The organism is Pseudarthrobacter sp. LT1 (assembly GCF_035621795.1).
Classification (GTDB): Bacteria; Actinomycetota; Actinomycetes; order Actinomycetales; family Micrococcaceae; genus Arthrobacter.
In genome coordinates, this window is sequence record NZ_CP141830.1 from 952,726 (window position 1) to 965,539 (window position 12,814).

Consider the following 12,814-nt stretch of genomic DNA (forward strand, 5'->3'; position numbering starts at 1 on the left):
AACGGGTTCCCCCAGTGGTGCCCCTTGCCTTTCCCGTCTTCGTGCCCCGGTTGGGCTCCGGGGGCGGCGATTACCTGATTTTGCACTTCTTTGTTTACTCTTGTGATGTCGATCCATAGCCCGGACATGCCGAGGGCAGCCGGCCCTCGTGCCCCTGACGGGTGCGGCCGTGAAGAGGTAAGTGCATGCGCACTCTCGTTCTGAATGCTGGATATGAACCGCTGGCGGTTATCACTTTCCGCCGGGCGCTGGTGCTTGTGCTCACGGGCAAGGCAAGCGTGGTGGCCGAAGGGGATGACCCGGTGGTAGGGCCCACCGACGTTCTGGGCCGCCCGTCCGTGATCCTCCTCAACCGCTACATACGGCCCCGGTACAACCACTCGACGGCAGTCAGCCGCAGGGGTGTGCTCCGGCGCGACGGACATAAATGTGCCTACTGCGGCAAGGCGGCGCACACAATCGACCACGTTCACCCGAAGTCGCGGGGCGGTGCCGATTCATGGGAAAATCTTGTGGCCGCCTGCCTGCGGTGCAACAACGTCAAGGGCGACCACACTCCCGCGGAGATGGGCTGGACCCTTCGGTTCGTGCCCGGGCCGCCGCACGGAACGATCTGGCAGATCAAGGAACTGGAGAAGCCGACGCCGGCGTGGGATCCGTTCCTTCTTCCGGAGCGCGCCGCCTGACGCATCGCGCTGCCCCCAGCCTTGCTGATCGCTAGTCTGGGGGAGTGCAAAAGAGCATGGTGGTTTTCGACGCCCTGATCCTGGCCGGGGGGCGGTCATCCCGGCTGGGCGGGGTACCCAAGCAGTCGCTGGTCTACCAGGGCCAGACCCTCCTTGAGCGCGCCGTGGCCGCGGCAGACGGCGCCCGCCGCACCGTGGTGGTGGGTGATGCGGGGTCCCTGCCGGTGGAGTCCGGGGGTCTGCCGGCCCCGTCAACCCGGCCCTCCGCCGTGCTGATGTGCCGCGAGGAGCCGCAATTCGCCGGGCCTGCTGCCGCAATAGCCGCAGGCCTGGCCGCGCTGGCCAGGAGCGGTGAAGGTGCGCCCTGGTGCCTGGTGCTGGCGTGCGACATGCCGCTGGCCTCCCAGGCGGTGGCTGTGCTGAAGGATGTCCTGACGCGCACCGATGCTGCGGCCGGTGGGGGTGGTGTGATGGCTTGTTCCGGCGATGGAAAGGCCCAGCCCCTGGCGGGTTTTTACAGCACGGCTGAGTTAACAAAAGCCTGCTGCGACCTGGCTGCCCGCAACGCCCTGGTCAACGGATCTGTGAGGGCGCTCCTTGCTAGTCTGGACGTGCAGCTTGTCACAGTCCCCGCCGGGTCCACATCCGATGTGGATACCTGGGACGATGCTGCCGCGCTGGGGATTGCCGCCGGGAACCAGCGCGCGGGCCAGGACCCGTTCATGGGCGGAGCTAACGTGGGAGGCAAGTCGTGAAAAGCCAGGACGAGACGCTGGAAGAGTGGTGCAGGGCGCTTCTCCAGGCCTACAAGCTTGAAGATGTCCAGGTGGATGTCAACGCCGTGCTGGCGCTGGCCGGCGTCGCTGCCCATGCGGTTGTCAGGCCGGCCGCGCCGCTGACCACCTTCATCGCAGGCTTCGCCGCAGGGCTGGCGGCTGCTCCCGGCAGGGAAATGGACGCAGCATCGATGGACGCGGCGCTGGCCGTTGCCCGTTCCCTCGCGGAAGACTACGACGCTGAAGCCGCCGGGACTCCCGGCGAATGACGGCAGAACCCCACAGCGATCCGGAGGCGCCACCGGGCAGTGAAGCAGAGGCGCACAAAACTGAACAGCCGCATGACGCCCACCATCATGCGGCCCACACCTGGGAAGAGGCCCGGCAAGCTGCGTTCGATGCAGCAACCCCCATACCCCCCGGGCCGGTGGCGCTCAGGATAGCCCTGGGCCGCAGACTGGACCGGGACATCGTGGCCCTTCAGGACATGCCCCACTACGCGTCCTCAGCCATGGACGGCTGGGCTGTCAACGGCAGCGGCCCGTGGATCCCGGTGGAGCCCGGAACGCGGCTGGCACCGCACCAGGCGAGTCCCATTGCCACGGGAGGCCTCATCCCGCCCGGCGCCAAGGCAGTCCTTCGCACCGAGAATGCTGTCCTCGGCACGGACGATGAGGGGCTCCCCATCCTGATGCCCGGCGGCAAGGCGCGCCCCGGCGAGCCCCGCGCGGGAGAACACATCCGCAAGGCCGGCGAGGAAGCACTGGAAGGGGACACCCTGGTCAAGGCAGGGGTGGAGCTCAACCCGGCACACCTGGCGCTGGCCGCCCTGGCCGGCTACGACGAAGTCCAGGTCCAGGGGAAGCCGGTGGTCCGCCTGGTGCTCACGGGGTCAGAGGTGGTGGAACAGGGCACTCCGGCCCCGGGCCAGGTGCGCGACACGTTCGGCCCGCAGTTGCCCGACGTCGTGGCCATGCTGGGCGGCATCGCCGGCGGACAGCAGCGGATCGGCGACTCCTACGCCGAATGGCTGGCGGCGCTTGAGGACGTGCTGCCGGAGGTGCCCAGCGCGCCGGACCTGCCCGCCGACGTCGTTATCACCACCGGGGGTACCGGGCGCTCCGGAACGGACCACCTGCGGCGGGCTGTGGCGGAGCTCGGCGGACGGCTCGTCATCGACGGCGTGGCAATGCGCCCGGGACACCCAGCGGTTCTCGCCGAGCTTCCGGACGGCCGCTTCGTCCTGGGGCTTCCGGGCAACCCGCTGGCGGCCATGATGGCCCTCTCCACCGTGGGTGCTCCGCTGCTGGCCGCACTGGGGCACCGGTCCATGCCGCCCGTGGAGGAAGTGCCCTGCGGGACGATGGTCGAGCCGGACCCCGGACGCACCAGGCTGATGCCGTTCCGCCTGCTGTACGGCATGGCGTCTCCGGCGCAGCATACGGGACCGGGCATGATGCGCGGGCTGGCCGCTGCCGACGGGGTCCTGGTGGTGCCGCCGCACGGAGTGCAGCTGGGCGAACTGGTGCCGGCCTTCGCCCTGCCATGGGGGCCGCCCATTCCGCGCCCTGGTGACAGGGAGGCAAAAGCCAAACCGCGGAGCAATGCCCGGACGGGCCAGCCCAAGGCCAAACCGGCACCGAGCGGACCCGTGGACTGGAGCGCCCTCCTGGGCTGAGCCAGTTTTGGGCTGAGCCGTTCAGGGCCGGTCGGATGGGCCGTGGCAGGCTCTGTTGGTGCCATGATGGAGTAATGAACAGGCAGGGTGGAACATGGGACGAGTAACCCAGCGCCGCAAGGTGCACAAGTATCTCCTGGATGGTTCTCCGGGCGCCCTGGAGTACCCGGTCCGCCACCGCGAAGACGTCCTCGCCGTGGAGGAACCGCTGGAAATCCGGCTGGGCGGTCTGTCCTACTCGGTCACCATGCGCACGCCCGGCGACGACTTTGACCTGGTGGCCGGATTCCTGGTGTCCGAAGGGGTCATCTGGGCCCCTGAACAGCTGGTGTCGCTGCGGTTCTGCGCCGGCGAGGACGAAAACGGCGTCCAGACATTCAACGTGGTGGAGGCCCAGCTGCGGCCGGACGTTCCGCTCCCCGACACCGGCCGCAGGGTCTATACGTCCAGCTCCTGCGGCATCTGCGGGACGGACTCCATCGAAGCCGTCCAGAAGTCCTCGCACCACAGCCCGCAGGCGGACCCGCTGACGGTGGACGCGAAGGTCCTGGCCGCCCTGCCGGACCTGCTGCGGGAATCCCAGCGCGTCTTTGATGACACCGGCGGGGTTCACGCGGCGGGCCTGTTCAGGATCGACGACGACGGCGCGCCACGGCTCCTGTGCCTGCGCGAAGACGTGGGACGGCACAATGCGGTGGACAAAGTGGTGGGCTGGGCGCTGCGCGAAGGGCTCCTGCCGTTGACCGGGACGGTCCTCCAAGTGTCCGGCCGGGCATCCTTCGAGCTGGTGCAGAAAGCTTCGCTCGCCGGAATTCCCGTCCTGGCTGCCGTCAGTGCCCCGTCCAGCCTCGCCGTGGAACTGGCAGAGGCGAACGGTTTGACCGTGGCGGGATTCAGCCGCGGCACCAGTTTCAACATCTATGCCGGGGACTCCCGGATCCTGAGGCCCGAACCCGCCGTCCCAAGGCCGTAGTGGCGCCAACACTGGGCCGGTCCCGCTGCATGGGCCCGGGGGTTGGTTGCGGTGCTGTCAGCGGGTAGATTTGTCCATCGAATGGACTCGATGATCCAGTCTCCAGCTTAAAGAGGACCTATATTGCATGACGACCGCAGGATCACGGAAGTCCGCCTGGCCAGGTTTGTGCGGGAGCGCATTGTCCCTGCCGTTTACAGCAGGACAGTCCCGCTTACCCTGAGCAGCTGGGAAGTGCCCGGTGAGCCGGTCCCCGCGCTCGAGGCGATGCGGCAGGAGTTCCAGCCGCAGGAGCACGGTGCCCCCTGGGGGCGGCCGTGGGGTACCACGTGGCTGCGGCTGCAGGGGGAAGTGCCCGAATCCTGGGGCGGCGGCCCGGACACCACGGTGGAGGTGGTGGTGGACCTGGGGTTCACCACCGAGGCCCCCGGGTTCCAGTGCGAGGGCATCGCCTGGCGCTCCGATGGCAGCATCATCAAGGCAATATCACCCCGCAACCAGTACATCCCGCTCAAGCTGCTGGGCGGCGGCATGGCCGTGGACTTCTACGTTGAGGCGGCCGCGAACCCGGACATGGCCCAGGGCTGGACGTTTGCCGCCACCCCATTGGGGGACAAGGCGACCGCAGGGAAAGCCCCGCAGTACCGGCTCGGAAACATCGCCATCGCCGAACTGAACCAGACCGTGTGGGAACTGCAGCAGGACATCTGGACCCTTGCCGGCCTCATGGAGCAGCTTCCGCTGGAGCTTCCGCGCCGCCACGAGATCCTCCGGGCGCTGGAACACATGATGGACGTGATGGACCCGGACGATGTTGCCGGGACCGCGGGGGCAGGGCGGCGGGCGCTCGCCGATGTCCTGACCAGGCCTGCCTATGCCTCCGCGCACCAACTGGTTGCCACCGGGCATGCGCACATCGACTCCGCCTGGCTCTGGCCGGTCCGGGAAACCATCCGCAAATGTGCGCGGACGTTCTCCAACGTGGTGGCCCTGATGGACGAGGACCCCGGCTTTGTCTTCTCCTGCTCCTCCGCGCAGCAGCTGGCCTGGATCAAGGAGCTGTACCCGGACCTGTTCGGCCGGATCAGGGAAAAAGTCCGCGCCGGGCAGTTCGTCCCGGTCGGCGGCATGTGGGTCGAGTCGGACACCAACATGCCCGGAGGTGAAGCCATGGCCCGGCAGTTCGTGGAGGGCAAGGGCTTCTTCCTGGACGAATTTGGCATTGAATGCAGGGAGGCGTGGCTCCCGGACTCATTCGGCTACAGTGCGGCCCTGCCCCAGATCGTGAAGGCCGCGGGCAGCCGCTGGTTCCTCACGCAGAAGATCTCCTGGAACCAGACCAACAGGATGCCCCACCACACGTTCAACTGGGAGGGGATCGACGGCACCCGGCTCTTCACCCACTTCCCGCCGGTGGACACCTACAACTCCGACCTCAGCGGCAGGGACCTGGCCCACGCCGAACGGAACTACCGGGACCACGGCCGCGGCACCGTGTCGCTGGTGCCGTTCGGGTATGGCGACGGTGGCGGCGGCCCCACCCGCGAAATGCTTGCCGCCGCTGCACGCACGGCCGACCTGGAAGGATCGCCGAAGGTCAGGGTCGGCTCCGCGGAAAGCTTCTTCCGGCAGGCCGAGGAAGACTATCGAGCTTTGCCGGTCTGGGTGGGCGAGATGTATCTGGAGCTGCACCGCGGCACGTACACCAGCCAGGCGCGCACCAAGAAGGGCAACCGGCGCAGCGAGCACCTGCTGCGTGAAGCCGAATTGTGGTGCGCCACGGCTGCTGTCCGCGCCGCCGGTGCCTACGAGTATCCCGGCGCCGAGCTCAAGCGCCTTTGGCAGCTGGTGCTGCTGCAGCAGTTCCATGACATTCTTCCCGGCAGTTCGATTGCCTGGGTGCATCAGGATGCCGAGCGGAACTACCAGGCCATCGAGAGCGCCCTCGAGTCGCTGATCGGCCGCGCTGCCGCCGCCATGCTGGGCTCCGGTGACCGCCGGTTCCTGTTGAACGCCGCCCCGCACGCCCGGGATGGAGTTCCCGCGCTGGCGGCGGCTGAAGCGGCGGTGGCCCCGGAGCCGGTGCAGGCCACACCGCATGAGGATGGCTACATCCTGGACAACGGAATCATCCGCGCCGTGGTGGATGCCGACGGACTGCTCTCCTCCCTGTGTGACCACGCCAGCGGCCGTGAAGCCATCGCTCCCGGCCAGCACGGCAACCTGCTGGAGCTGCACCGGGACACCCCCAATGAGTGGGATGCCTGGGACATCGACGAGTTCTACCGGCGCAACGTCACACAGCTGGTCCACGCAGAATCAGTCCGGCTTGCCACCGAAGGCGGCAGCGTCGTCGTTGTGGTGGAACGGCTGGCAGGCGCCTCCCCGCTGATTCAGCGCATCACGCTTGCCCCCGGCAGTCCGTCACTGGAGATCACCACGTCAGTGGACTGGCAGGAGCGCGAAAAGCTGCTGAAGCTTGGCTTTGCCCTCGACGTCCGGGCTGACAGGTCGGCTGCCGAAACGCAGTTCGGCCACGTTTTCCGGCCCACCCACACCAACACCTCGTGGGAGGCCGCGAAGTTCGAAATCTGTGCCCACCGGTGGATCCATGTGGGTGAACCCGGCTACGGCGTGGCCGTGTCCAACTCATCCACCTACGGCCATGACGTGGGCAGGAACATCAGGGAATCCGACGGCGGAACCACCACCACGGTGCGCCTGTCGCTGCTGCGGGCGCCCAAGTTCCCCGACCCGGACGCAGACCGGGGGCGGCACGAGTTGACCGTCACCATCCGCCCGGGTGCTGACATTGCCGATGCCGTCCAGGAAGGGTACCGGACCAACCTGGCGCCCCGGCTGGTCAGCGGAGGCGCCGGCGTGGAGCCGCTGTTCTCCGTCAGCAATCCTGCCCTGGTCATCGAAGCGGTGAAACTGGCGCAGGACGGTTCCGGGGACGTGGTGGTCCGGCTGTATGAGTCGCTGGGGCAGCGCTCCCAAGGAAACATTACGGCGAACTTCCCGGTGCGGGACGTTATGCCCACGGACCTCCTGGAGCGCACCACCGAAGCTGCTGGAGTCCAGCCCACCGGCGCGGGTGCCGTGCTCAGGCTCCGGCCGTTCCAGCTGGTGACACTGAGGTTTGCCCGGACGTAGATGCGCGGCGTGCAGGCCGCGGGCTGCTGAAAAGGGCCTTAAACAGGCTGAGTGGGGGCGGTCCCCAACGATCCGCCACCACTCATCCCCCCAATGTGTGCAAAGGCCCCCGGGACTCCCGCGTTTTGGAATTTATCCCCGTTCGAAAACGCTCGGCAGCCCCGCCTTCACACATTCATGATTGTGTCACACACTAATGATTTTGTGAAAGCCTGCGAAGGTTACGTTTCGGTAGATGTCCTGCGGCTGCGGACAATCCGCGCGTTGACCACCTTGGCCGCCCAGATCAGCGCCAGTCCAACGACGAAGCACAGCACCGCGGTGTAGTTGATGATGAACTCAATTTGGCCGAGGGCCGGCGGGATCAGGGGGAACGACAAGCTCAGCCCCGTCGCCACGGCGCCAAGGCCCAGCAGGGCGGCGGCAGCCCGGACTAAACCGGGCAGGCGGCTCGACACGGCGCGGACCATGGCTGGGAGCAGGGCCAACGCAACATAGGCGGGGTAGGCCCGGCCGGCAGCCCCGTAATATTCGAGCAGCGCGGAGTTCCAAGGATCGGTGCCCACCACGCCCGTAAGTCCTGCGGAGGAACCACGGGTGTCCATCAGGAAGAACAGTGTTACAGCGACCGCGGATATGACTGCGAGGACTGCCATTCCTGTCCGCCCGGTGATGAACCGGTAGGCGTCCTTTGCATCAAACCCCTTGGAGATGCGGATGCCCATGAAGTAGATGGCGCCGAAGATTACGAACCGGAGCAGCAGATTGGCCAGGTTGAAACCCCCCAACGCCTGGTCGATTACCAGGTACGGGCCCTGGATGCTCAACAGGATGGCCAGGGTCATCATGGCAAAGATGCCGAAGAGGGAGCGGTTCTCACCGCGGAGGGTGCTGGGAATGCGTGCCGCCGCAACGAATGCGCAGACGGCCAGCGTGGTCCATTGAAGGGTCTCGATCATCCCAGGTTCTCCCAAATCTTCTCTGTCTGCGCCTGGTCCTGCTCCTGCCGGCGCAATACTTTGCCCAGTGCCTGGAGTCTGTCTCCTGCAAGCGCGGTTAGTTCTCCGTCAGAAAGGCTGTCCAGCGCCGCCTGCCGGGCTCCCGGAGGCCAGCCGGCCTCCTCCTCCGTGATGAGGCCGGTGGCCACCAACCCGCCGGCTGGTCCCACCCCTGCAGCCAACGCCGTGGCCATGGCCAGCTCGGGGGACAAGCGGTTGGCGGTCAGCTGGGCGGAATAATTCTGTGGGGCCACGCCGGTGGAGGCCGAAACACGGTGCCGCACCTCGCCGTCGTCAATGGCGTCAACCCAGTTCTTCACGGAGGTGGCGTGCGGGGCAGCGCTGAGGGCGGGAGCGGCCGCCCCCCGCGCGGCGTCCATGGCAGGACGGGCCAGGAGGGCCCGGAGGAGGTCTGCGCTGGAAATCTGGCTCACCAGCTCGTTCCTGGTGGGCGGGCGGGGCGGACCGGCGAGGGCGCTGTAGGCATCGAATCCGGCCAGCGCTGCCACCGGGTTGATTTTGTAGGCGCGGCTGATGCTGACCACCGTACTCACCGAGACCTTGCCCCGGACCAGCTGCTGGGCCAGCGTAGTCCGCTTAATCCCCGAGACCCGGCAGATGTCTGCAGTGCTGGCATCCGGCGCGATGCTTTGCAGCCAGCGCTGGAACGCCTTGGCGGAAAGGGTCATGGGGTGCTCTCTGCAGAACGGGTGTAGACGACGATTTTACCGTGCCCGCCTGCCGCTCCGGCCCGTGCGCGCCGTACCGCGGATTTTGCCCATGGCCCACTTTCCTCTATAGTTGTTGGTCGAGCCCGCTGGTCCGTACACCCCCCAAGTCCGGACCAGCGGGTTCTTCTATGTCCTGCAGCCCCAGCGGCGCCGCGGCCCGCAATTTCGCCGCCTCTGCCGGCCGTCGACGGCTGTCCGGGCAGCGGCGAAAGGACGAATCAATGACTGCAACCCTTGTTGCCAAGGACGTCTCCGGTGGCCATGGGCACCGCACGCTCTTTTCCGGGCTCTCGCTGACAGTGGCGCCCGGCGACGTGGTGGGCGTCGTGGGTGCCAACGGGGCAGGGAAATCCACGCTGCTGCGCCTCCTTGCCGGCGTCGACCAGCCCCATGCGGGCTCCGTCAGCCTTGCCCCGGCCGATGCCTTCGTCGGCTGGCTGCCCCAGGAACACGAGCGTGTCCCAGGAGAAACGGTGGCAGGCTACATCGCCCGCCGGACAGGCTGCGCGGAAGCCACCCTTGAAATGGAATCCACCGCGGAGGGCCTCGGTTCAGGTGCTCCCGGCGCAGATGATGCTTACGCGCGGGCCTTTGACCGCTGGATGGCCTCCGGCGCCGCCGACCTGGATGACCGCATCCCTGCCGTGCTGGCGGAGCTGGGCCTGGACGCCGGCCCGGACGCGCTGATGACCGGCCTTTCCGGCGGCCAGGCGGCCCGGGTGGCGCTGGCTGCCCTGCTGCTGAGCCGCTTCGATGTGGTGCTGCTGGACGAGCCCACCAACGACCTCGACCTCGCCGGCCTGGCCACCCTTGAAAGCTTCGTGACAGGGTTGCGCGGCGGGGTGGTGCTGGTCAGCCATGACCGTGAATTCCTTGCCCGCTGCGTGACCAGGGTGGTGGAGCTGGACCTGGCACAGAACAGCGTGGCCGTGTACGACGGCGGCTACGACGCCTTCCTTGAGGAACGCGCCGTGGCCCGCCGGCACGCCCGCGAAAAGTACGAGGAGTTCTCCGCCACCAAGGCAGACCTGGTGTCCCGGGCACGGACCCAGCGTGAGTGGAGCTCCCAGGGCGTCCGGAACGCCATGAAGAAGAACCCCGACAACGACAAGATCCGGCGCGCCGCCAGCACCGAGTCCTCCGAGAAGCAGGCACAGAAGGTCCGGCAGATGGAATCCCGCATCGCCCGGCTGGACGTGGTGGAGGAGCCCCGGAAGGAATGGCAGCTGCAGTTCAGCATCGGCCAGGCACCGCGCTCCAGCGCCGTCGTCGCCACGTTGCGCGACGCCGTGGCACGCCAGGGGGACTTCACGCTGGGACCGGTGAACCTCCAGCTCAACGGCGGGGAGCGGGTGGGCATCACCGGGCCAAACGGCGCAGGCAAGTCCACCCTCCTGCGCCTGCTGCTGGGAACCCAGGCACCGGACGACGGCGACGCCTCCATGGGTGCCACCGTCGCCGTCGGCGAAATCGACCAGGCCCGGGGACTGCTGGACGGTGCCCAGCCACTGGGCGACGCCGTCGAAGCCGTGCTGGCCGACTGGAACAGCGCGGACGTCCGCACCCTTTTGGCGAAGTTCGGCCTCAAGGCGGACCACACGTCGCGGACCGTGGATTCCCTGTCGCCGGGGGAGCGGACGCGGGCAGCCCTGGCCCTGCTCCAGGCTCGCGGCGTGAACCTGCTGGTGCTGGACGAACCCACCAACCACCTCGACCTGCCGGCCATTGAGCAGCTCGAAGAGGCCCTGGAAAGCTACGACGGAGCGCTGCTGCTGGTCACCCACGACCGCCGGCTGCTCGAAAATGTCCGACTCGACTACCGGTGGCACCTGGAAAACGGCACGGTCCAGGAGCTCCACCACACTGCAAGCCAGGAGAAATAACCATGAGCATGGACCGCGTGGCGTGGAGCTCGCTCTACAACATCAGCACCGCCAAGAGCGGCTCCAAGCCGTTCTCCAAGGAAACCCTGAAGCGGGTCCTGGCCTTCGCTGCTCCGCACAAGGGCAAGCTCATCGCTTTTGTGCTCTCTTCCATCGCAGCGGCTTTCCTGGCCGTCGCCACCCCGGTGCTTGCCGGCCAGGTGGTTGACGCCATCATCGCCAAGACGGATGCCGGTACGGTGATCTGGCTGGCGGTGCTGATCGCCATCGTGGCGGTGGGCGAAGCGGGGGTGGGGCTGTTGACCCGCTGGCTGTCCTCGACCATCGGCGAAGGCGTCATCGTGGACCTGCGCACCCGGGTGTTCGACCACGTGCAGCGCATGCCCATTGCCTTCTTCACCCGCACCCGGACGGGAGCCTTGGTCAGCCGACTCAACAACGACGTCATCGGAGCTCAGTCCGCCTTTGCCGGCACGCTCTCCGGCGTGGTGAGCAACTCCGTGGCGCTGGCCCTGACCCTGATCGTGATGCTCAACAAGTCCTGGCTGGTCACCGTGCTCGCCATGGTCCTGCTGCCGATCTTCCTGATCCCTGCCCGGCGCATGGGCTCCAAGCTGGCGGACCTGCGCCGCGAAGCTGCCGCGCACAACGCCGCCATGGGCACCCAGATGACCGAGCGGTTCTCCGCGCCCGGCGCGACGCTGGTCAAGCTGTTCGGCCGCCCGGATGAGGAATCCCGCGAATTCGCTGCCCGCGCGGGCCGCGTCCGCGACATCGGCGTCCGCATGGCGATGCTGCAGTTCACATTTGTCACGGCACTGACCCTGGTCTCCGCGCTCGCACTGGCGCTGGTCTACGGCCTCGGTGGCTGGCTCGCCCTCGGCGGCCAGCTCGCCCCCGGCGACGTGGTGGTCCTGGCGCTGCTCCTGACCCGGCTCTACGCCCCGCTCACGGCGCTGTCCAACGCCCGCGTGGAAGTCATGAGCGCACTGGTCAGTTTTGAGCGGGTGTTTGAAATCCTGGACCTGAAGCCGCTGATCCAGCAGAAGCCGGATGCTGTGCCCGTTCCTGCCGGGCCCGTGTCCGTGGAGTTCGACAACGTCCGCTTCGCCTATCCCTCCGCGGACAAGGTCTCTTTGGCCTCATTGGAGGAGGTCTCCACCCTGGACACGCGGGGCGGCGAGGAAGTGCTGCACGGCGTCAGCTTCCGGGTTGAGCCAGGCCAGACGGTGGCGCTGGTGGGTTCCTCCGGGGCCGGAAAGTCCACCATTGCCCAGCTGCTGTCGAGGCTCTACGACGTCGACTCGGGCGCCGTGCGTCTTGGGGGCACCGCGCCGGGGACGGGGCTGGACGTCAGGGACACCACCTTCGATTCGCTGCGGGACACCCTGGGCATGGTCACCCAGGACGGCCACCTGTTCCACGAGACCATCGCCTCCAACCTCCGGCTGGCCCGGCCCGACGCCACGGACGAAGACATGTGGGACGTCCTGCGCCAGGCCCGGCTGGAGACGATGATCAGGTCCCTGCCGGACGGCCTGGAGACGGTGGTGGGGGAGCGCGGCTACCGGCTTTCCGGCGGCGAACGCCAACGGCTCACCATCGCCCGGCTCCTCATTGCCCAGCCGCGGGTTGTCATCCTCGATGAGGCCACTGCCGCGCTCGACTCCACGAACGAAGCCGCCGTGCAGGCAGCCCTGGGCGCCGCACTCGAGGGGCGTACCGCCGTCGTGATTGCGCACCGGCTCTCCACCGTCCGCGCGGCGGACGCCATCCTGGTGGTGGAGGGCGGCCAGATCGTGGAACGCGGAACCCACACCGAACTGCTGGCAGCCGGCGGCCGCTACGCCGAGCTCTACCAGACGCAGTTCGCCGAGGCCACGGCAGTGGCACAGGAATCCGTCCCCGAGTTCTAGCGGTTTCCTGTCCCGCG

10 protein-coding genes are annotated in these 12,814 nt (G+C 67.6%); 8 read left to right on the top strand and 2 right to left on the bottom strand.

The window, feature by feature from the left end:
* Window positions 1-185 precede the first annotated feature (185 nt).
* The 6 genes from VIK36_RS04620 (at window position 186) to VIK36_RS04645 (ending at window position 7,269) form a co-directional block, all read left to right on the top strand.
* On the top strand, window positions 186-686 hold the full coding sequence (locus VIK36_RS04620; RefSeq protein WP_255174519.1) for an HNH endonuclease: 501 nt from the start codon (window positions 186-188) through the stop codon (window positions 684-686).
* 44 nt (window positions 687-730) lie between these two features.
* Window positions 731-1,441, top strand: coding sequence for a molybdenum cofactor guanylyltransferase (mobA, locus tag VIK36_RS04625; protein ID WP_324644248.1), 711 nt, complete (start codon window positions 731-733; stop codon window positions 1,439-1,441).
* Window positions 1,438-1,731 carry a DUF6457 domain-containing protein gene (locus VIK36_RS04630; RefSeq protein ID WP_275181861.1) on the top strand — a complete coding sequence of 98 codons (294 nt, stop codon included), beginning with the start codon at window positions 1,438-1,440 and terminating at the stop codon, window positions 1,729-1,731. The genes mobA and VIK36_RS04630 overlap by 4 nt, the downstream gene beginning before the upstream one ends.
* A complete protein-coding gene (locus VIK36_RS04635) occupies window positions 1,728-3,140 on the top strand; it encodes a molybdopterin molybdotransferase MoeA (protein ID WP_324644249.1) in 1,413 nt (470 codons plus the stop codon). The genes VIK36_RS04630 and VIK36_RS04635 overlap by 4 nt, the downstream gene beginning before the upstream one ends.
* A gap of 94 nt (window positions 3,141-3,234) precedes the next feature.
* Window positions 3,235-4,113: a formate dehydrogenase accessory sulfurtransferase FdhD gene (gene fdhD / locus VIK36_RS04640; RefSeq protein ID WP_324644250.1), complete on the top strand. Its 879-nt coding sequence runs from the start codon at window positions 3,235-3,237 to the stop codon at window positions 4,111-4,113.
* A gap of 123 nt (window positions 4,114-4,236) precedes the next feature.
* On the top strand, window positions 4,237-7,269 hold the full coding sequence (locus VIK36_RS04645; RefSeq protein WP_324644251.1) for an alpha-mannosidase: 3,033 nt from the start codon (window positions 4,237-4,239) through the stop codon (window positions 7,267-7,269).
* Window positions 7,270-7,490: 221 nt separating this feature from the next.
* On the opposite strand, the gene VIK36_RS04650 is transcribed toward VIK36_RS04645, so the two are convergent.
* Window positions 7,491-8,228 carry a hypothetical protein gene (locus tag VIK36_RS04650; RefSeq protein WP_324644252.1) on the bottom strand — a complete coding sequence of 246 codons (738 nt, stop codon included), beginning with the start codon at window positions 8,226-8,228 and terminating at the stop codon, window positions 7,491-7,493.
* Window positions 8,225-8,956, bottom strand: coding sequence for a hypothetical protein (locus tag VIK36_RS04655; protein WP_324644253.1), 732 nt, complete (start codon window positions 8,954-8,956; stop codon window positions 8,225-8,227). The genes VIK36_RS04650 and VIK36_RS04655 overlap by 4 nt, the downstream gene beginning before the upstream one ends.
* Window positions 8,957-9,219: 263 nt before the next feature.
* Here VIK36_RS04655 and VIK36_RS04660 point away from each other — a divergent pair, with 263 nt between their 5' ends.
* Together VIK36_RS04660 and VIK36_RS04665 are read left to right on the top strand one after the other, a co-directional pair.
* Window positions 9,220-10,881 carry an ABC-F family ATP-binding cassette domain-containing protein gene (locus VIK36_RS04660; protein WP_324644254.1) on the top strand — a complete coding sequence of 554 codons (1,662 nt, stop codon included), beginning with the start codon at window positions 9,220-9,222 and terminating at the stop codon, window positions 10,879-10,881.
* Window positions 10,882-10,883: 2 nt separating this feature from the next.
* The gene (locus VIK36_RS04665; RefSeq protein ID WP_159632843.1) at window positions 10,884-12,797 is read left to right on the top strand and encodes an ABC transporter ATP-binding protein; all 1,914 of its coding nucleotides are present in this window, start codon (window positions 10,884-10,886) and stop codon (window positions 12,795-12,797) included.
* The last annotated feature ends 17 nt before the right edge of the window (window positions 12,798-12,814 follow it).

Excerpts from the sequence above, each read along its gene's own strand:
- fdhD (WP_324644250.1), top strand. The coding sequence starts at position 3,235 with ATGGGACGAGTAACCCAGCGCCGCAAGGTGCACAAGTATCTCCTGGAT.
- VIK36_RS04635 (WP_324644249.1), top strand. The coding sequence starts at position 1,728 with ATGACGGCAGAACCCCACAGCGATCCGGAGGCGCCACCGGGCAGTGAA.
- VIK36_RS04660 (WP_324644254.1), top strand. The coding sequence starts at position 9,220 with ATGACTGCAACCCTTGTTGCCAAGGACGTCTCCGGTGGCCATGGGCAC.
- VIK36_RS04665 (WP_159632843.1), top strand. The coding sequence starts at position 10,884 with ATGAGCATGGACCGCGTGGCGTGGAGCTCGCTCTACAACATCAGCACC.
- VIK36_RS04655 (WP_324644253.1), bottom strand. The coding sequence starts at position 8,956 with ATGACCCTTTCCGCCAAGGCGTTCCAGCGCTGGCTGCAAAGCATCGCG.
- VIK36_RS04620 (WP_255174519.1), top strand. The coding sequence starts at position 186 with ATGCGCACTCTCGTTCTGAATGCTGGATATGAACCGCTGGCGGTTATC.
- VIK36_RS04650 (WP_324644252.1), bottom strand. The coding sequence starts at position 8,228 with ATGATCGAGACCCTTCAATGGACCACGCTGGCCGTCTGCGCATTCGTT.